Annotated in this window: 14 protein-coding genes; 12 read left to right on the top strand and 2 right to left on the bottom strand. The window is 71.7% G+C overall.

Translation table 11 applies throughout. From position 1 onward, the window contains the following. Positions 1 to 222 precede the first annotated feature (222 nt). From I847_RS0117910 to I847_RS0117890, 5 genes are read left to right on the top strand one after another with little or no spacing between them, the layout of a single operon-like run. A complete protein-coding gene (locus I847_RS0117910; RefSeq protein WP_028050783.1) occupies positions 223 to 1,791 on the top strand; it encodes a phage tail sheath C-terminal domain-containing protein in 1,569 nt (522 codons plus the stop codon). Between the two features lie 35 nt (positions 1,792 to 1,826). Next, positions 1,827 to 2,306 (top strand): phage tail protein, encoded by a 480-nt coding sequence (locus I847_RS0117905; RefSeq protein WP_028050782.1) that lies wholly within the window; start codon positions 1,827 to 1,829, stop codon positions 2,304 to 2,306. Beyond that, a complete protein-coding gene (locus I847_RS0117900) occupies positions 2,303 to 2,782 on the top strand; it encodes a hypothetical protein (RefSeq protein ID WP_028050781.1) in 480 nt (159 codons plus the stop codon). The genes I847_RS0117905 and I847_RS0117900 overlap by 4 nt, the downstream gene beginning before the upstream one ends. Positions 2,783 to 2,789: 7 nt before the next feature. Next, the gene (locus I847_RS27215) at positions 2,790 to 2,963 is read left to right on the top strand and encodes a DUF6760 family protein (RefSeq protein WP_196804605.1); all 174 of its coding nucleotides are present in this window, start codon (positions 2,790 to 2,792) and stop codon (positions 2,961 to 2,963) included. Continuing rightward, complete coding sequence (locus I847_RS0117890) at positions 2,956 to 3,420, top strand: phage tail protein (protein WP_051275039.1); 465 nt, start codon at positions 2,956 to 2,958, stop codon at positions 3,418 to 3,420. Before I847_RS27215 ends, I847_RS0117890 begins: the two co-directional genes overlap by 8 nt. Before the next feature lie 802 nt (positions 3,421 to 4,222). Here the strand turns inward: I847_RS0117890 and I847_RS25935 are convergent. Then, positions 4,223 to 5,695, bottom strand: coding sequence for a hypothetical protein (locus I847_RS25935; RefSeq protein ID WP_155856213.1), 1,473 nt, complete (start codon positions 5,693 to 5,695; stop codon positions 4,223 to 4,225). Between I847_RS25935 and I847_RS26895 the strand changes: the two genes are divergently transcribed. From I847_RS26895 to I847_RS0117845, 7 genes are read left to right on the top strand one after another with little or no spacing between them, the layout of a single operon-like run. Then, positions 5,688 to 7,349, top strand: coding sequence for a hypothetical protein (locus I847_RS26895; protein ID WP_155856212.1), 1,662 nt, complete (start codon positions 5,688 to 5,690; stop codon positions 7,347 to 7,349). The genes I847_RS25935 and I847_RS26895 overlap by 8 nt on opposite strands. Continuing rightward, entirely contained in the window at positions 7,349 to 8,038 is a 690-nt protein-coding gene (locus tag I847_RS0117870) for a LysM peptidoglycan-binding domain-containing protein (RefSeq protein ID WP_051275038.1), read from the top strand. The genes I847_RS26895 and I847_RS0117870 overlap by 1 nt, the downstream gene beginning before the upstream one ends. Then, the gene (locus I847_RS0117865; protein ID WP_028050775.1) at positions 8,035 to 9,801 is read left to right on the top strand and encodes a phage baseplate assembly protein V; all 1,767 of its coding nucleotides are present in this window, start codon (positions 8,035 to 8,037) and stop codon (positions 9,799 to 9,801) included. Before I847_RS0117870 ends, I847_RS0117865 begins: the two co-directional genes overlap by 4 nt. Further along, positions 9,798 to 10,223 carry a GPW/gp25 family protein gene (locus I847_RS0117860; protein ID WP_028050774.1) on the top strand — a complete coding sequence of 142 codons (426 nt, stop codon included), beginning with the start codon at positions 9,798 to 9,800 and terminating at the stop codon, positions 10,221 to 10,223. Before I847_RS0117865 ends, I847_RS0117860 begins: the two co-directional genes overlap by 4 nt. Then, the gene (locus I847_RS0117855) at positions 10,223 to 12,169 is read left to right on the top strand and encodes a putative baseplate assembly protein (protein ID WP_028050773.1); all 1,947 of its coding nucleotides are present in this window, start codon (positions 10,223 to 10,225) and stop codon (positions 12,167 to 12,169) included. The genes I847_RS0117860 and I847_RS0117855 overlap by 1 nt, the downstream gene beginning before the upstream one ends. Positions 12,170 to 12,179: 10 nt before the next feature. Beyond that, the gene (locus tag I847_RS24680; protein WP_051275037.1) at positions 12,180 to 12,728 is read left to right on the top strand and encodes a phage tail protein; all 549 of its coding nucleotides are present in this window, start codon (positions 12,180 to 12,182) and stop codon (positions 12,726 to 12,728) included. Then, positions 12,725 to 13,198: a hypothetical protein gene (locus tag I847_RS0117845; protein ID WP_028050772.1), complete on the top strand. Its 474-nt coding sequence runs from the start codon at positions 12,725 to 12,727 to the stop codon at positions 13,196 to 13,198. The genes I847_RS24680 and I847_RS0117845 overlap by 4 nt, the downstream gene beginning before the upstream one ends. A gap of 28 nt (positions 13,199 to 13,226) precedes the next feature. On the opposite strand, the gene I847_RS0117840 is transcribed toward I847_RS0117845, so the two are convergent. Further along, positions 13,227 to 19,322, bottom strand: coding sequence for a carboxypeptidase-like regulatory domain-containing protein (locus I847_RS0117840; protein ID WP_028050771.1), 6,096 nt, complete (start codon positions 19,320 to 19,322; stop codon positions 13,227 to 13,229). Positions 19,323 to 19,380 lie beyond the last annotated feature (58 nt).

Below are 19,380 nucleotides of genomic sequence, written 5' to 3'. Positions count from 1 at the left end.
ACTGCTGTCCTTCACCTGTGTGTCGGCACTTTTCGGCTCTCACTTGAGCACGTGTGCCGGTTCGCACCTTAAGGCTCGCGCGAGAGGTTTGGAAACCTCGGTAGCGATTACCGATGCCCGCTGACGGGTCTCGTCCATAACGTGACCACGACACACCCGCGTCGCAGCGTCCCCGCGCAGGTCATGCCCGGGCGGGAGCGATCCAAAGCCAAAGGATGGCCAGTGCCCACATACACCGCGCCCGGCGTCTACGTCGAAGAGATCCCGTCGAGCCAGAAGGTCCTCGCCTCGGCGCCGACCGCTGTGGCTGCATTCGTCGGTTTCACCGAGCGAGCGCCTCAGGACGACCCCAACGACCCGCAGGGCCTCGCGCCTCGCCTGGTCACCAGCTGGACCCAGTACGAGTCCCTCTACGGGGGCTTCGTCGAAGGGGCGATCCTGCCTCTGTCCGTGTACGGCTACTTCCTCAACGGCGGCAGCCTCGCGTACATCGTCCGCGTGCCCAACGCCGAGCCGTCCGGTGAGCCCGCACGGCTCGCCCTGCCGGCCGCTGACCGCTCGCTCGGCCTGCCCATCGCGGTGGAGTCCGTCGAGCCCGACGCCAACCTGACGATCGTCGTCGAGGCGGCCGAGGTCGCCGACGACCACGACGGCCCGGCGCCCTTCAGCATCACGATCGTCGACGGCGGCGAGGCCGTGGAGAGCTACGACGACCTCACGCTCGGTGGCCCCCGCGACGCCGCGACGGTCATCAACAAGACGTCGAAGCGCGTCAAGGTCGAGGTCAAGCTCGCCGAGGACGTCGACCTGTCGAGCCAGCTCGAGCTGCTGAAGCCCGGTGCGTACACGCTCGAGCACGCCGCCCCCAAGCCGGTCCAGGTCAACGGTCGCAAGTTCGCGGGCTCGGAGTCGGCTCGTACCGGCATCGCCGGCCTCGCGATCGCCGACGACGTCACGATCGTCCTGGTGCCGGACCTGGTCACGGCCGCGACGAAGGCGGACGGGTCGCTCGACCTCGGCCTCTGGAAGGCCGTGCAGACGAGCCTCATCGCGCACTGCGAGCAGCACGCCAACCGCCTGGCCATCCTCGACGCGCCCCCCGGGCTGTCGCCGCAGGGGGTCAAGGAGTGGCGCACGGACACGGCGCAGTTCGACTCCGCGTTCGCGGCGCTGTACTACCCCTGGATCAAGGTCGAGAACCCGACCGGCTCCAACGGCAACTCCGAGATCCTGATCCCGCCGTCGGGCCACGTGGCCGGCGTCTGGGCCCGGACCGACGAGACCCGCGGCGTGTGGAAGGCCCCGGCCAACGACACCATCCGCGGCGTCCTGGACGTCGAGCGGAACATCACGCAGGCCGAGCAGGGTGTGCTCAACCCGCTGGGCATCAACGCGATCCGGCCGTTCGGCCAGCGCGGCATCCGCATCTGGGGCGCCCGCACGCTCGCGTCGGACACGGACTGGACGTACATCAACGTCCGCCGCCTGTTCAACATGATCGAGGCGACGATCCTCGAGGGCACGCAGTGGGCCGTCTTCGAGCCGAACGACGTGACCCTGTGGGAGGGCGTCAAGCGGACGCTCAACGCGTACCTGCGCGGACTGTGGTCGGCCGGTGCGCTGTTCGGCGCAAGCCCGCAGGAGGCGTTCTTCGTCAACTGCGACGCGACGACCAACCCGCCGGAGTCGATCGACGCGGGCAAGCTCGTCGTCGAGGTGGGCATCGCGCCCGTCAAGCCGGCCGAGTTCGTGATCTTCCGCATCAGCCAGAACAAGCAGTCCGCGTCCTGACGCGCAGCCTCGTACCCCCTGACAGGAGCACCTAGATGCCGAACGCACTCATCAGTACCGATCCGATCGTCTCGCAGAACTTCTTCCTCGAGATCGACGGTTCCGTCGTCTCCATCCTCAGCTCGGTCTCCGGGCTGGACATCGAGATGGAGGTCGTGACGACGGAGCAGGCCGGAGCCAACGGCAAGGTCCAGGTCGTCAAGACCCTGGGCAAGGCCAACAAGGCGCCCGACCTCTCCCTCGTCCGCATGGCGGCGCCGGACATGGCGAACGACAAGCTCTGGGCCTGGTTCAACGGCATCCGCGACAAGGGCATGGCCAACGCGGACCGGGCAACCCAGCGCAAGAACGGCTCGATCGTGATGTACGACTCCGCCAACGCGGAGATCGCCCGGTTCAACTTCACCAACGGCTGGCCGAGCAAGATCGCGACCGACCAGCTGAGCGTCGAGTCGAACGACCCCGTCAAGGAGACCATCACGCTCGTCGTGGAGTCTCTCGCCCGGGTCAAGTGAGCCTCAAGACCCGCTACGAGTTCACGCTGCCTCGCGGCTACGTGGACCGGAACGGCGGACTCCACCGCGACGGCGTCATGCGTCTGGCAACAGCGCGTGACGAGCTCGAGCCCTTGCGCGACCCCACGATCACGGGGCCGGACGACCCGCGCCTCACGATCGTGGTGCTCGCACGGGTGGTGGAGACGCTCGGGTCGCTCGACCTGGTCACCGCGCACGAGATCGAAGGTCTCTTCGCGGCCGACCTGGCATACCTGCAGGACTTCTACGGCGTGATCAACTTCGGGTCGCAGGAGGAGTTCGACGAGTTCGTCGCTGCTCAGCAGCAGGCCGGACCTCTCCCCGGGACGGCGCCGGAGCCTGTGGCTCCGGCGCCGGCCCCGGCGGCTCCGGAGCCGGCCGCTGCCGAGCCGGCCACCACCACGTACCGGGCCGGTCGCGCGTCGATCGAGGAGATCCGGTCCGAGGCCCGGTAGGACCACCATGCTGCGCTACCCCACCGAGGCGCTCTGGCAGGAGATCGCGTTCCTCGCGTACCACCTGCACTGGCCGCTGAACGAGCTGCTCGACCTCGAGCACCTGGACCGCGTCCGGATGGTGCGCGCGGTGTCTGCCATGAACGCTCGAGCGTGGGAAGCGGTGAGAGAGAGTGCCTGACGGCCCCCTGGGCGGCGACCTCCCTGTCGCCAGTAACTTCATCTTCGAGGTGGACGGCGTCCACATCGGCACGTTCAAGGAGGTCTCCGGCCTCCAGATGACCGTCGGCACGCACGAGTACGTCGAGGGCGGCCAGAACCAGTACGTCCAGCAGTTCCCGGGCGTGATCCGCTGGCCGCACCTCGTGTTCAAGCGTGGCCTGGTCGACTCCGACGCCCTGTTCACCTGGGTCGGAAAGTCCTCAGGCGAAGGCTTCGCCGGCAACCAGAACAAGCTGACCCGCTCGACCGGCGCCGTCACGGTGCTCTCCTACGACGGCACGCGGCTGCGCTCGTGGGAGTTCGAGGGAGTCTTCGCCGTGCAGTGGAGCGGTCCGACCCTCAGCGTCGACCTCGCCGAGTCCCTGAACGAGACGCTCGAGGTCGCGCACAACGGGTTCCGGGCGAAGACGCTGTGAGCACCCCGGGCTCGGCGACCGCTCCGGCCGCCGGCGACGACCCTCGCACCCGCCTCGGGCGTGCGATCGGCGAGCGCCTGCGCCGACCCGGCCCGTCGCTCGGGCACCAGCGGCCGGCACCGATCGGGTCGCTGGCCTCGTCGTCCACCCGCTTCTCGACGGGCTGGGGCCGCTCCGTCGCCGTGCGCCGGTCGCTCGTGGGTCCCGCGTCGACGATCTCCGTCGCCTCCGGACCCGTCGGCGTACAGCCGCCGCGCTGGTGGTCCGACGTCGCCGCGATCCGCTCCGCGGACGTTCCGGCCGAGGCGCCCACCGCCCGTGGGCTCCCCCGGATGCTGGCTCGTGTGCCCGACGAGAAGAGCTACCGCCCCGGCACCACCTCCACGCGCTTCGCGCCGCAGACGGTTCGCGTCCGGGTGCCCGAGGACGTGCGCGCCAGCGGCACGATGACGACGTCGTCCGACCAGCGGGTCCTGCGCTCACCGGCCCGCGCGGCCGGCCCTCCGGCCCGCCCGGGGAACGACGGGGGGTCCGGACGAGCGTCGTCCGCCGTGCCGGGTGCCCGGACTCCCTCTGCTTCGACGCTCTCCTCCGGTCCTGGTCGCCCGGGTTCCTCGCCGTCCGGCTCGGCCTCCGCTGCTCCGGCGCCGTCAGGTCGGCTCCTGCGTCGGCGTGCGCTCGCTGCCGCGACCGCCGAGTCCCGGCGCGCTGCGGCACCGTCCACCGCGCGGCCCTCGACCTCCCGTCCCCGTCCGGTGTCCGGTCCAGCGGCGCCCTCCGGCAGGGACGCGCCCACTGCTGCTCAGGGCGTTCCGACGATTCCCGCTGGACCCGCGCCGGTCCGGCGCTCACCGAGCCAGTCGCCCGTGGCGGTTCCGGCGCCGACGGCGTCATCGACGACGACCTCGACCGCGGCCTCGACCGCGGCCTCGGCACCCTCCTCGATGTCGACACCGTCCACGTCGGCACCGTCGTCGGTGTCGGCACCGTCGTCTGCACCGGCGACGCCTGGCGGCCCGTCGTCGCCGGCAGCACCGACGACGCGTACCCCTGGGACCTCGGCTGCGTCCGCGGCGGGCCCGAGCACGGGCGCTCGGCCGACGACGACGGACACTTCCCCGACGACGACCGGCGCCGCGTCCGCTCCCCCAGCGGCTGGGCCCACGCAGCCAGCCACCGTCCGCCGCGCGTTCTCGACCGCGTCCACGCCGGACCCGTCGGCACCCCGACCGTCGGCCGTCCCCACCTCCGTGGCGTCCACCACCTCCGCGGGCCCGCCGCACGCCGGACCGGAGTCGCTCCGCGGTTCGTCCGCCTCGGCCGGTGCATCCGGGGTCGGCCTGCCGCCGACGAGCACCTCGGGACCTTCGAGCACGACCCCCACCGCACCGGCCCCGTCCACGACCGACTCCGCAGCGACCGTGACCCCCACCTCTGCGGCCGGCGCACCGACGAGGTCCCTGTTCTCGGGCTCGCCCCTCGGGGGATCCACCGACCAGCCGATGCCGGCACCCGCGCACCGGCCGCTGGCCAGCGCCGTCCGCCGGACGCTCGCGCGCCCGCTGTTCGGGCCGACCAGCACCTTCCAGGACCCGACGGTCCGCGTCCGCCGCTCGGTCGCACCGACGTCGGCCGCGGTCGCTGCCGTCGCCGCGGACTCGGCGGCGTCCGCCGGCACCGCCGCTGCCGCCCGCTCGACCTCCTCGTCGACCCCCCGACCCGGCTCGACGCCCATCGCGCGCCCCTCGACCACTGCCGCATCGTCCGGCGCGACGACCTCCAGCCCAGGCTCGCCGAGCGCTCCGGGCTCGCAGGGCCCCACGGTCGTCCGTAGGTCGACGACCGGATCGACCGCCTCGACGCCCCCCGCGGTCTCGGCGTCGTCGAGCGGCTCGATCGCGGCACCAGCGGGTCCCCGGCACGTCCGACCGGCCGCGCCGACGCCAGGTGCCGCAGCATCGAGCCCGTCGGGATCGAGCAGCTCGGCATCCGGCAGCTCGGGATCGAGCAGCTCGGCATCCGGCAGCTCGGGATCGAGCAGCTCCACACCCGGCAGCTCGGCATCCGGACGTTCGGCAGCCGGTAGCTCCGCAGCCGGCAGCGTCGGATCCAGCGCACCCAGCACCTCGACGGCGAGCAGGTCCTCATCGGCTCCGTCCCCGGCGAGCCACTCCGGGGCGAGCACGTCTGCGGGGATCCCGACGAGCACCTCGGCGTCGAGCCCTTCCACACCGCCGCCCTCGTCCTCCACCACCTCGGCAACCGCGGTGAGCACCTCCGCAGCGGCCGCGAGCGCGTCCGGAACCCCAGCAGCCGGCGCGTCCGCTTCGGGAGCCGCCGCTGCGGGCGCGACCTCGTCGTGGGCGTCCGCCGGGTCGTCGCCGGCGGTCCGTCGGTCGGTGCTGGGTGCGCACTCGGGCCCGAACTCCGCCGCAGCCCACCCGTCGGCAGCCGTCGACGTCGCTTCGGCCGCCGACGGCGCGACCGGCACGGACCTGACGAGCGACCCCGGCTTCGCCGGCCACCTGCCCGGCACCGGCCACCGCCGCAGCGGCCACACCCGCACGCGTCCCGCAGGAGGCGGCCTGGGCATCGAGCGGACCACCGTTCGACGCGCCACCCGTGCGCCTGGCGGCTCGTCGTCGATCGCGGTCGGCGACCATCGGGGCAGCTTCGCCCCGCCCACGGGCGCCGCAGCCGTGTACGCGACCGCCCAGCGCACGGCGCCGGTCAGCGCGTTCACCGGTGCCCACGTTGAGCAGCGGGCCGAGCTCGCCGGGCCGGGGCACGCACTGCGGATGATGTCGCCCGTGTCCGTCCGAACCGCAGGGGCCGGGGGCGGCGGAGCGGGCTCGATCCTCTCGGCCTCCGCACCCGTGCGCCGCCGGACGACCACCAGCACCGCGGCTGCGGCCACCGGCACCGGTCCCGCCGCACCGACCTGGGCGGGCGCGCCGCGAGCAGCCGGCTCCGCGGGTGGCCCGAACGCCGGCGCGGCCCGCGGAGTCGCGGGCGCGAACACCCGCAGCGCCGCGACGACGAACAGCCCGGTCGCGGACAACCGGGCGGGCAGCAGCGCGGGCAGCAGCGCGGTCAGCAGCGCGGGCACCAGCGCGGGCACCGTGGCCCGTGCGGGAAACGCCGCCGGTTCGTCCTGGTCCGACGGCGTCCCCACGATGAGTCGGGCCGGCGCCGGGACCCCGGGCGTCCCGACCGTCGGCCTCCCACCGGGCGCCGTGGTCCGCCGCTCGCCGGCCGGCGGCAAGCCCGGTACCGGCAAGTCCGGCACCAGCAAGCCCGGTACCGGCAAGCCCGGCACCGGTGGGCACGCGTCGGACGGGACCGGGTCCGCGAGCGGCATCAGCCGCCGCGCCGGGACGAGCGCCTGGGCACCGGGCAGCGCTGCGGCCGGATGGGCCTCCGCGATCGGCAGCCCCGACGCCCCGCCACCTCTCCGGCCCGCGAGCGGCGCCAACCCGCCCTCGCTGCCGGAGTCCTGGAGCATGCTGCCGCCGCGCACGGTCGTGCGACGCTCGCCGATCGAGCAGGGACCGCCGGTCCCCTCGTCGGCGGTGGCGAACGCCCTGTCCACCCGGAACGACGGTGGATCCCGAACGGCACCACCCGGCACACCCGCCGGACCCATGACTTTCGGCGCTCCCGCCGGCACGCCGCACATCGTGCGACGCTTCTTCGGAGAAGGGGAGGGGGGACTCGACATGAGCGACCTCGACTTTGCCCAGTTCGACAACTCACAGGTCGACAAGACCATCGGCGTCGGCGACCCCGGCCTGCTAGGTGGCGGCGGCGGGTCCGACGCGCAGTTCGAGACCGACAGGTTCCGCTGGGCCGTCCTGCGGATCATCGACGAACGACTTCGCGAAGAGACCGAGCGCCGCGCCTGGCGTCGAGGGTCGGAGGTGTTCTGATGGCTGCCCCACCGCCCGCACCGGCCGCTCCGGCTCCGTCGAGCCAGAAGGCGTTCCTGGAGACCGAGGACGGCACGCGCGTGTCGTGCCTGTTCAACCCGGCCCAGCTGAAGATCAGCCGCAGCAACACGTGGTCCGGGGTTGCGATGCCCGGTCGCGGGGTCACGCGTCTGCGGTACACCGGCGCGAACTCCGGCGTGCTCAAGGTGGACCTGTTCTTCGACACGACCGACACGGGCACGGACGTCAGCGCCCACACCGGCAAGATCGTCTCGCTGATGGACGTCGACCCCAGCCTGCCCGGCACCGACGAGTCCAAGCACAGCACCCGCCCGCCCTACGTGACGTTCCACTGGGGTGACCTGCACTCGTTCAAGGCGGTCATCGCCCAGCTCGAGCTGACGTACACGTACTTCTCGAGCACGGGCATGCCGCTGCGCGCGACGATGGCCCTCGTGCTGCGCCAGTACGAGGAGTCCCAGGCGTTCGGCCGTCAGAACCCGACCTCCGGGACACCGCGGCCGCACCGCGTGCACCGCGTGCAGCCGGGCGAGACGCTCGACCGCATCTCCGCGCAGTACTACGGCGACTCGACCAGGTGGCGGACGCTCGCGACCGCCAACGCGATCGCCGACCCGCTCGCCCTCAAGCCCGGCTCGATGCTCACGATCCCGAAGCTCGACTCATGACGAGCCCGCTGCTCGAGTCCGACGGTGTGGTGCGGGTCGACATCAAGTCCGAGGGCCAGCCCGTCCCCGAGACGCTCCGGCTCACGCGCGTCCGCGTCCACCGCGGCCTGCGCACCATCGGCCGCTGCACGCTGACGTACGTCGACGACGCCTTCACGATCGTCTCGTCCGGGATGTTCAACATCGGCAAGTCGGTCTCGGTCGAGGCCGGGTACGGCGACAAGACCGACCCCGCGTTCGAGGGCAAGGTCACCTCGGTCACCAGCGAGGTGGACTCCTGGGGCAACCTCACCCTGACCGTGGTGGTCCAGGACGGCGCCTACGACCTGCTCCGCAACACCGATGTCGAGTCGTTCACCGACAGGTCGCTCAAGACCATCGTCAGCACGCTCGTGCAGGCGGTCGGGCTCAGCATCGGGACGATCGACCTGCCCACCGCGCCCGTGAAGTACCTGCTGCGCAACGACACGGCGCTGGGCATGATCGACGAGATCGCCGAGCGCACCGGACGCGACTGGAGCATCCTCGGCCACACGTTCTCAATGTGGTCCGCCGCCACCGGCAGTGCCCCCGACGCCCAGCCCGTCGGCGTCACGATAGGGCGGGACGTCATGTCGTTCTCGGCGCGGCAGGTCGGCGACGGCGCCACGTCGGTCACCGTGCGCGGCTGGGACCCCGTCGCGCAGGCCGCGGTGGTCGGCACGGCCGCCACGCCCACGTCGCGCGGGGGATTCGACGCGACCACCGGCGGTGGCACGACGTACACCCGGGTGGATGCCCGGGCGGCGACCACGTCGCAGACCGAGGCCACGGTCGCGGCCGCCGCCATCGCCGCACGGACCGGGCGGGTCATCGCGGAGGGTGAGTGCCAGTACACCGCCCTGCTCGTGCCCGGCGGTCGCCTGGTGGTCAAGGGCGCCGGGCCCTCGAACGGGAACTACTACATCCGCGAGGTCGACAACTCGTGGATGAACGGCAACGCGGTCTCACGGTTCGTCGCCGGTGACCGCGACCCGGTCCAGCTCTCGGACCCGTGGGAGACCGGGTCGCCCGTGTCGAGCTTCCGGCGCAGCGGGCTCGCCGTCGGCATCGTCGACAACGTCAAGGACCCCGACGGGCTGGGCCGCGTGCGCGTCTCGCTGGCCACCGCCTCCGAGCAGCTCTCCAGCGCGTGGGCACGCGTGCTGGCCGTCGGCGCCGGCGCGAACCGCGGCCAGGTCGTCATCCCCGAGGTGGGCGACGAGGTGCTCCTCGGTTTCGAGGACGACGACGTCACGCGCCCGGTGGTGCTGGGCGGGCTCTACGGCAACAAGTCCACGACGCCGACGGCGGAGGCCGTCGACGGCAACGGTGCCGTGGTGACCCGCGCGCTGACATCGCGGCTCGGGCACACGCTGACGATGAGCGACGGCACCACGCCGGACACGCAGCACGTACAGCTGGCGCTGGCAGGGCTCAAGCACTCGCTGCGGATCGGCAAGGACCGCGCAGACCTCAAGCTGCCCGACGGGGTCCCGCTGAAGATCACGGTGGGGTCGTCGTACATCGAGTTCGACGGCAGTGGTGGCATCACGATCGACGCCACGAAGATCACGATCAAGGCCAAGACCAAGGTCGCCCTGAGCGGGGTGGACGTCGAGGCCACGGCGACGAGCGGGCTCAAGCTGCAGGGCACGCAGGCCACGCTCAAGGGCACCGCCACGGCAGAGGTCTCGGCCTCCGGTGTCGTCGAGGTCAAGGGGGCCCTGGTGAAGATCAATTGAGCGAGCCGGTACTCGGGCCGCCGACCTCGGACTTCGTCGGCCGCGGTTTCGCGTGGCCGATGGGTGTGGACCACACGGGCTCCATCGCGCTGACCCAGCAGGGCGGTGACCTCGAGGACTCGATCCGGATGGTCCTGCTGACCGCGCCCGGTGAGCGGCTCATGCGCCCGCAGTTCGGGTGCCGGATCTGGGACCTGCTGTTCGAACCCGTCAACGCCAACCTGCTGGGCCTCATCTCCCAGGCCGTCCGGGACGCGCTCGCGCAGTGGGAGCCCCGGATCGAGGTCGACGAGGTGACGCCCGTGCAGGACGAGGCCTCGTCGGGACTGGTCCGGATCGCCATCGCCTACCGGATCCGCGCGACCAACGACAAGCGCAACCTGGTGTACCCCTTCTATGTGATTCCCCGCGAGGACGTCTGATGCCGCTCGACCCGCCGAACCTCGACGACCGGACCTTCCAGGACATCGTCGACGAGACCAAGCGCCTGATCCCCCGGTTCACCCCCGAGTGGACCAACCACAATGTGTCCGACCCCGGCGTCGCGCTGATCGAGCTGTTCGCCTGGGTCAGCGAGATGGTGCTCTACCGCGTCAACCAGGTCCCCGAGCGGATGTACGTCGAGTTCCTCAACCTGGTCGGCATCGAGCCGTTCCCGCCGTCCGTGGCGCGCACCGACCTGACGTTCTGGCTGTCCGCACCGGCGGAGCGCATCGTCCGCGTGCCCAGCGGCACGGAGGCGTCGACGGTCCTCGGCGACGCCGACGCCATCGTGTTCAGCACGTCGGCCGAGGGTGTCGTCGGTCCCCCGAAGCTCGTCGCGGCGTTGACGTCCAACGCGTCGCTCGTCGCGACGAACGACGTCTGGGAGGACCTGACGCTCCCGGGCCAGTCCGCCACCTGCTTCCCGTCGGACCCGCTGGTCGAGGGCGACGCCCTGTACCTGGGCACCCAGGACTCGCTGGCCGGCTACGCCGTGCGCCTCGACCTCGCGGCCCGGGCCGAGGGCATCGGTGTCGACCCGCTGAACGCGCCCATCGTCTGGGAGGCCTGGAACGGTGAGGCCTGGATCAAGACGCTCGTCGAGTCCGACGGCACCGGCGGCCTGAACAAGCCCGGCTCCGTGGTCCTCCTGGTGCCCGAACGGCACGAGCCGCTGATGCTCGGCGGCACGCTCGCGCACTGGTTGCGCGTCAAGCTGCTGCGGCCGCAGCCCGGCCAGCCCACCTACCAGGCGTCTCCCCGGATCGCGTCGATCGCGCTGCACGCCATCGGCATCACGGTGCCCGCCGAGCACGCCAGCGCGGAACCGGCAGAGATGCTCGGGCGCTCCACCGGCGTGGCGGGGCAGACGTTCACCGTGTCCGTGGCGCCCGTGGCCGAGCGCCGCGGCGAGGAGCACGTCGTCGTCACCGACCGTCGCGGGACACAGGTCTGGACCGAGGTGCCGGACTTCGCCAGGTCCGGCCCGCACGACCTGCACGTCGTCTGGGACTCCAACACGGGCGAGGTCCGGTTCGGGCCGTCCATCCGGCACCCGAACGGTGAGAAGCGCCAGCACGGTGCGATCCCGCGTGACGGGGCCGAGATCCGCGTGTCCGGGTACCGCACCGGCGGCGGCGCCGGGGGGAACGTCGGTGTCCGCACCCTCACGGCTCTTCGCACGGCCCTGCCCTTCATCGCCTCGGTCACCAACCTGCTGCCGGCCAGGGGCGGCGTCGACGCCGAGACGGCAGCCGAGGCCAAGGTCCGCGGACCGCTGACCCTGCGGACCGGGCAGCGTGCCGTGACCGCGTCGGACTTCGAGGCGATCGCCCGCCAGGCCTCCGTCGAGGTGGCCCGCGCCCGCTGCCTGCCCGCGGCGCAGACCGGTTCCTCGGTGGTCCGCGTGCTGGTCGTCCCGCAGCTGCGCACCGACCCGCGCACGCACAAGCTCGACGACTTCGCGCTCGAGCCGGAGCTGTTCGGCGCGGTGAAGTCGGCGCTGAACGCTCGGCGGATGGTCGGGGTGCCGCTCGAGCTGGGCACGCCGTTCTACCAGGGCGTGAGCGTCGCCGCGCTGATCAGGGCCCTGCCCGGACGTCCCGCCGCCATGGTGCGGCAGCGCGTCGTCGACCAGCTCACCCGGTACGTGCACCCGCTGACCGGCGGGCCTGACGGGGCCGGCTGGCCGTTCGACGCGTCCCTGACCTCGAGCGCCGTGACCCAGGTGATCGAGTCGGTCGAGGGTGTCCTCGCCGTCGACGAGCTGCAGCTGTTCGAGTACGACCTGCGCACCGGACGCCGGATCGGCGGTGGGCGCGAGTCCGTCCCGCTGGCCCGGTACGCCCTGTTCCTCTCGGCGGAGCACCGGGTGGTCGTGCGATGAGGTGCTACCGATGAGCCGGCACGACGACTGGCTCCTGAACCAGCTTCCCGCCGGGATGCTCGGCGAGGACTTCTTCGTGCGCTTCGTGCGCATCTTCCAGGAGCAGGCCGGCACGCTCCTGGCGCACGCCGACAACCTGCCGTACCTGGCCGACCGCACGATCACCCCGCTGGCGATGGTCCACTGGATGTCCCAGTGGCTCGGCCTGGCGGGCATCGACGACTCCTTCACCGACCCGGTGCAGCGCCAGATCCTCACCACCGCCGGAGCGACGCTCCAGTGGCGCGGGACGCCCAAGGGCCTGCGCCTGATGCTCGAGCTCTTCTCCGGCGGAGCCGTGACCGTCAGCGAGGGGGGCGGCGTCTTCCGCCGCGGAGAGGCCCCGGTGGGACCCGCCTGGGTCGTCATGGAGGTACAGTCCACCGGGCTGCTCGAGGAGGCGGACTTCCTGCGCCTCGTGCTCGACGAGATTCCCGCCCACGTGCACGCCGAGATCTGGATCGGGGAGCGTCGGGCCTGGCCTCTGCCCGAGAGACTTGCCCAAGGAGTGGCCTCATGACAGATGTCCTGCACGGCTCCCAGGCCGGCGACTCGATCGTGCTCGCGTGCCCCGAGTGCGGCACGGTCTCGACGGTCCACGCCGACCGCCGCCTGGCCACCGACTTCTGCCCGACCTGCGACTACCCGCTGTTCTGGGCCCGCCCGTCCTCCAGCGCTGGGGTGGCCGACGGGTCGTCGGACGACGCCCTGCGCCGGGCACCCGGCGCGTCGGGCAATGCCGTCTCCGCGACGCTGGCCTGCCCGGCGTGCGCCGAGCTCAACGTGCCGACCGCCGTGAACTGCGTCCGCTGCGGGGCCCTCATGGACCCCCCACCGCCGCCCCCGCCGCCGCCGCTCCCGGAGCCGGCCCCCGCACCCGTGATCATCACGGTGACGGAGCCCTGCCTGCACCCGCCCACGTGGCTGGTCGCCATGTGCACGGCCATCGTGTCCGTCGGGCTGACCCTGATGATCGTGTGGATGGTCTGACCCGTCAGACCATCCACACGGGTGCCGCTCAGCCGGTGCCGGTGACGGAGATCTGGTTCGAACTGGTCGAGTCGACCCACCCAGTGTCGAGGTTCGTCGTCGCGTAGACGTCGGTCGTAGCCTTCGGCGCGGCGAAGTCGCAGACTGCCTTCCCGGCGTTCACGGCCACGTCGGCACACACCTTGGCGTCGTTGTTCCCGGGGGTGTCCCAGTAGAAGTCCACCTTTCCGGTCGCCCCGCCCGGCGTGATCGTCGCCGTGATCTGGGTGGCGCCCGTGCTGGCCAGCACCATGCTCGTCGGCACCGGGAAGGTCATCGACATCGGCGGGTCGCTCTCCGACGGCATCCACGCACCCTTGCCGAGGTAGACGGCGCGGAACGTCACCGGGCCCGGGGCCCAGGCCGCGTCGACCGTCGCGGTCAGCACCTGGGTCGTGCCGTCGGCAGTAGCGCTGTCGACATCCACCCAGTCGTCGGGTGCCGTCCTCAGCCGCTGCAGCTTCACCGTGCCGCCGGTGACCGTGGGCGACGACGCCACCTTGACCGACGCCTTGAACGTCCCGCCGGCACCCACGACCAGGGTCTTGGTGGTCGCCGTCGTCGTGGTGACGTAGCCGGTGACGTTCAGCCTGACCAGCTGGAAGTCGTCGTCGGCCGGTATCACGCCGCCGGTCACGGTCACCGGGTAGTCGGCGTCGGCGACGTCCGTCGGGGCGCCCGTGACCTTCGCGGCCTCGGCCGCGATGAAGACGATCGTGTCGGCGGCTCCGACGTACAGCGGGACGCGGTTGACCACCGTCTCGGTCCCGATGTCCTGCGTGATCGTGGCGGTGAGCCTGGTGGGGCCACCGCTGGTGACCGAGCTGGTCGCCCGCAGGGTCACCTGGGTCTCGGAGACCGTCACCGGTGCAGGGACCGGACCTGTGGCAGTCGACGGGACGTCCACCTTGCTCGTGGTCGTCCCGAGGTGCCCGGACGGCCCGGAGACCGTGACGACCCACTCGCCCACGGCGGGCACCTGGTTGAACGTGGTCACGTAGGTGTTCGCCCCGGCCGCCGTGCGCACCGCGGGCTGGGCCGCCGGACCGCTCGCTCCGTCGCGCGTCAGCGCCACGAGGGCACCCGACAGGTCCGTGTTGTGCGCGGAGGTGATCGTGACGACCACCTGCCGCGTCACGTCCTGCAACGTGAGGTCGACGACCAGCCCTTGGCCCGCCAGGACGCTCACGGTGCGGGTGGCGTCGGGTAGACCGTCCATCGACGTTCGGAGCTGGTAGACGCCGGCGGGGACCGACGGGAACTCGTAGCGACCCTGGGGGTCGGCGACGGTGGAGCTCTCCACCGCGCCCGCCGCGGTGCTCTTGAGATAGACCTTTGCCGACGGGACCACGGTGGAACCACCGCTCGCCGACTGGTGCAGCACGACGCCCTGGATCGAGCCCGCGGGCGTGGTGATCGGGACCGTGATCTGCTTGATCTCGCCGGGTGCCACCGTGACGGGAAGGGTCAGGGGTGAGTAGCCACCGCCCGAGATGCTCAGGTTGTACGTCAGGGGCAGGATGCCCTTGAAGATGTACAACCCGTCAGTGCCCTTGCACCCGTCCGTGGTCTTCCCGGGGTAGCAGATCGGCACCTTCTCCTCGTTGTTGCCGCGCGTGTCGCGGTAGGTGATCTGCATGTCGAGGAGGTTGACGTCTTTCTCGCCGTCCTTCGCGAAGACCTCGAGGTCGCCCGAGTTCGCATCCATCACGATGGGAGGCCTCGGCACGGCGGAATCCGTCGACGGCGGCCAGACCTCGAGAGCAGACGGGGTGGCGTTCTCCAGGTCGTTCGGCACAGTGACCGTGGCCAACCCGGGAGAGTATCCAGGGGACGTCGTGGAGATGGTCCACGGACCGCTGGCCAGGCCGAGGTCGTCCGCGGTGCCCGTCACCCGGAAGGCGCCGAAGCCGTCGGTGACACCGCTGAAGGTCTTCGTGCCGTCCGTGACGCTCACGTGCGCGCCGGGCAACAGCTCGGTCCACCCCGGCGCGAGCCTGGACATGACGACCCCGTTCGCGGCGCCGAGCTTGACCAGCGCCACCGTCTCCGGGGCGGTCCGGGTGTGTTGCGCGTCCACCTTGATCGTCTTGGCAAGGACACTCCGGTAGCCGGGTGCCTTGACGTCGATCGTGTACTCGCCCTTCGGCAGGTCACCGAAGTCCACGTACGTGTCGCCAGGGTGCGCCTCGATCTGCCTGGTCGTTCCGCCCGGTACCGACAACGTCATGACGGTGCCGGGGACGCCGACCAACTGGTCCTGCGACGTGACGGCCTGCACCCGGAGGAAGCCGAACTTCTCGAGCTTGAGCTCGACCGCATCCATAGCCGTCGTGCCGTCGACGCGAAGCGGGACGGTGATCGGTTCGAGGTCCGTGTCGTAGCCGGGCAGCGACGCACTGATCTCGTAGTCACCGGGCCGGATCAGCGTGCTGCCCGTGCTGCCGTCCGCTGGCTGCTTGGTGTCCGTCCAGACGAGCGTCCCCGTGCCCCCGGTCCCCTTCTTCACCTTGAACGAGACCTGACCGACGCCCGGTGGCGCGCTGACGACGTCGAAGCGCACCTTGGGCAGGGTCGCCGTGAGGTCGTCGTCCGTGAGCAGCGCCGGATCGAATGCCAGCGTGCCCTGGAAGTGGACACCCCTGGGGGCCAGCGTGATCGAGGAGAGCGAGTCGGCCGCGACGTCGTTGGCCCGGTAGTCCTCGAAGGTGTCCACCTGGCTCACCCGCACGTCGACCTGCTTGCCGACGAGCAGGAGCGTGGTCGGTGCCGGGTCGTTCTTGCACCCGTCGGCGGTGACGCACAGGGTCCAGAGGCCGTTCTCGGTGGTGGTCGTCGTCGCCGTGGTCCGCACGGGGACAAGGCCGTTGTACCCCGTCGTCCCGGTGACGTCGACGGTTGCGCCCTCGACCGGCAACGTCGATCCCGCCGAGGGCTGGTAGGTGACTGCCCCGTACACGTTGCTCGTGAGTGCCGTCGTGACGACCAGCTGGACCGTGAGCTCCTGGTTGAGCCCGACCTGGACGCCGTCGAGGCTCGCCGTCCCGTAGTTGCCCGTCGACGTGACCTTGTAGTGGTCGAACGGGGCGAGACCGCGGATCTGCGTGGAGCCGCTGGAGGTCGTCACGGCGTCCTTGACCGGCTTCACCACCGGACCGGGGACGGTCTTGACCACCGCGCCGACGTCCGGGGTGAGCTGCGGTGAACCGTCGGAACGCATCACGAGCACGTTCAGGACGCCGTACCGTTCGAGCACCGCGTCGAAGCGCCGGGACGAGCCGGGCACGAGCGAGACCGAACCCTTCTCGGGGGCCAGGAACTCGCCGGGCGAACCCGGCAGGACCCACACGTCGTAGCCGCCGGCCTGCAGGCGGTTGATGGCGTAGGACCCGTTGGTGCCGAGGAAGGAGCACCCGGTCACGGGGACGATCGAGCAGTGCACGTCGCCCTTGCCGCCCGTCTTGACGCAGGGGCCGGTCGGCGCCGGGCTGGGCTTGTTGGGCAGCACCTTCACCGCGACGACGCACGTGTCGTCCGCCGGCGGCAACGCGCCGACACGCGCCTGCACCGTGCCGACGATCGACGGTGACTGCTCCAGCGCGACGGGTGCCGCGTCGACCACCTGGCCCATGGGCACCGAGACGTTGACATGTCCGGGCTCGTAGCCCGGTGCGGTGATCGTCAGCCGGTAGAAGCCAGGCAGCAGCCCCGAGACCTTCGAGCTGTCCGGGAAGGTGTACTCGTTGTCGGGGTTCGGGTTCTCGATGTGCACCGTGGACGTGGTGTGCGTGACCGGGTCCGTCACCTGGGCGGTGACCGTGACGACGCACGGCTCGTTCTTGAGGCCGTACGGGCAGTCGATCTGGCCACCGGTGCTCGCGTCGTGCACGCTGCCGCGGATGAACGACGTGGCCTTCACGCCGTCGTTCGGGACGATCGTCAGAACCAGGTCCGAGGTCGCCGACCCTCCGCTGGTCACCGTCACCTGCGACGAACCCGGTTCGTGCCCGAACACCATGGCCGTCAGCACGTACTGGCCGGGCTCGATGCCGCTGAACCGGAACGTGCCGTGGGCGTCGGACGCCGACATGGTCTTGTACGTCCCGGACGGTCCGTCCAGGATCAGTCCGGCACCGGCGATGCCCGAACCGTCGGGCCCGGTCACGGTGCCCTGGACGGTGCCGCCGGTGGTGGTCATGGTCAGGTCGATGGGGGCGACGCCGGCCGCGGTCAGGTCGATCTGACGCGTCTGGGTGGCGTACCCCACGCCCGAGACCGTGACCGTGTACGACGCCGGCACGGGAAGGTCGGGCAGGACGAACGTGCCCGCGCGGTCACCCGTCACCGTGGTGGCGCTGCGCGACGTCTCGCCCGAGGTCGCGGTGACGGTCAGTCCGCCCAGGCCGCCGAACCCGCCGAGCGAGTCGATGCCGCGTGCGGTGCCGGACAGGGTCGCCACGCCGGGGCGCAGGGAGAGGTTGACGGTCCGGGTGGCGGCCGCGGCCATCGACACCAGCGTCGACTGGGCGCCGAGCTTCTCGCCGCTCGCGCTGACCAGGTAGGTGCTCGGGGTCGACAACCCGTCGACCTCCCAGAAGCCGACGCGCCCGCTCGTCGCACTGCGCGTGGTGACCGTCGTCGTCCCGTCGGACAGGGTCACCTCGACGCCACCGACCGGACCGGACGGACCGCTGATCCGGCCGGACATGGTGCCCTTGCCCGGCACCATCGCGACCTTCATCGCCGCCGCGGCTGCCTGGGCACCGGTGACGAGGAACCGCTGGGTCTGGTAGCCGGGCTTGGCCAGGACGATCAGGTAGCGCGCGGTCGGGGACAGGTCGGCAAAGGCCCAGGTGCCGTCGTCCTCGGTGACGGTGCTGCGGCGCTGGGAGATCTGGTCGGTGCGCTCGACGGGCAGGCTCGTCGCCAGGACCTTGCCGGCGCTCGGCGACTTCTTCGTGCTCGCGATCCGGTTCCCGATGGCGGTGACCAGCGCACGTTCCGGGTTCACGAGCGCCGCGACGGCCTTCTCCACGCCTGCGGCGTTCGGCGGCGGGGTGGTGGTGCCGTCAGCGGGCGTCGACAGCGCCGACGCCGGCTGCACGGAGACGACGACACCCGCGGGCGCCGTGCCGGTCACGAGCCCGGCGACCCGCACGCCGGGCACCGCGGCGGCCGCGTCGGGGGTCGTGCCGCCGCCGCCCCCGCCGCCGGTCCCGCCCTCGGTGCCGCTGCCGGTCCCCGTGCCCGTTCCGGTGCTGCTCGTCGGCGTGGGCGTCGGCCTGGTGACGGTCTTGTCGCTCGAGCCCGGCGAGAACTTCGCCGACACCCAGGGCAGGACCGCCAGGACCGTACCCACCCACAGCACTGCCACCATCGCGATCGAGAGGAACCGCAGCAGCGCCGGGGTGAACAGCGCGCGCAGGGACACCGTCCCGTCGAACCGCTGAGGTGCACGGGCACCCGTCGCGGTCACGTGGAACGCCGTCCGGCGTGCCGATCCGACGATGCGCGGGCGCGTGGCCCGGACGCTGCCGGGGATGCGTACGGTCTGGTGCGCACCGACGTCGAGGTCACCGTCGCCGAGGTCGACCGCGAGCTCGGCGTCCGACCCGGCGTCGAGCCGAACCCGCACGGGCTGGTCGCCTGTGTTCGCCAGCACGACGTGGACCTTGCGGCGCCGGAGCGCCTGGGAGTCGGCGGGCTCGACGGTCAGGACCAGGTCGCTGACGCCGTCGATGCGCAGCGACCCGTCGGCGAGAGTCGTGGCCGCCGGTGCGTCGGCGGCGGTGCGTGCCTCTACCGTGACCACGAACGGGTAGTCGCCGGGCGAGGCGCCCACGGGCGGTGTCAGGGTCAGCTCGAACGACGCGGTCGCGTCCTGGGGCACACCCGGCACGGTGACGGCGAGCGGCAGCCACGAGTCCTCGAGACCGACCGCCGAGACCGTGAAGTCCTGCGGCTGCCCGGAGACGTTGCGCGCGTAGACGCGAAGGAGCGCGGCCTGCCCTGCGGACGCGTGGGAACCAGGCTCGACGAGAACGCTCGGCGAGCCCTGAGCTGTGCGTTGCGGGGCGACGGCCACGGTCTGTCCTCTCGAGCGTCTCTGTGTGTGTCGGTTCGTCGGGACCTGAAGGTGAGTC

This window comes from Cellulomonas sp. URHD0024, from assembly GCF_000426185.1.
Taxonomy (GTDB): Bacteria; Actinomycetota; Actinomycetes; order Actinomycetales; family Cellulomonadaceae; genus Cellulomonas.
Note: the sequence above shows the minus strand (reverse complement) of the source record. Positions and strands in the feature narration are given on the sequence as shown.

Excerpts from the sequence above, each read along its gene's own strand:
- I847_RS0117905 (WP_028050782.1), top strand. The coding sequence starts at position 1,827 with ATGCCGAACGCACTCATCAGTACCGATCCGATCGTCTCGCAGAACTTC.
- I847_RS27215 (WP_196804605.1), top strand. The coding sequence starts at position 2,790 with ATGCTGCGCTACCCCACCGAGGCGCTCTGGCAGGAGATCGCGTTCCTC.
- I847_RS0117870 (WP_051275038.1), top strand. The coding sequence starts at position 7,349 with ATGGCTGCCCCACCGCCCGCACCGGCCGCTCCGGCTCCGTCGAGCCAG.
- I847_RS0117865 (WP_028050775.1), top strand. The coding sequence starts at position 8,035 with ATGACGAGCCCGCTGCTCGAGTCCGACGGTGTGGTGCGGGTCGACATC.
- I847_RS0117855 (WP_028050773.1), top strand. The coding sequence starts at position 10,223 with ATGCCGCTCGACCCGCCGAACCTCGACGACCGGACCTTCCAGGACATC.
- I847_RS24680 (WP_051275037.1), top strand. The coding sequence starts at position 12,180 with ATGAGCCGGCACGACGACTGGCTCCTGAACCAGCTTCCCGCCGGGATG.
- I847_RS0117845 (WP_028050772.1), top strand. The coding sequence starts at position 12,725 with ATGACAGATGTCCTGCACGGCTCCCAGGCCGGCGACTCGATCGTGCTC.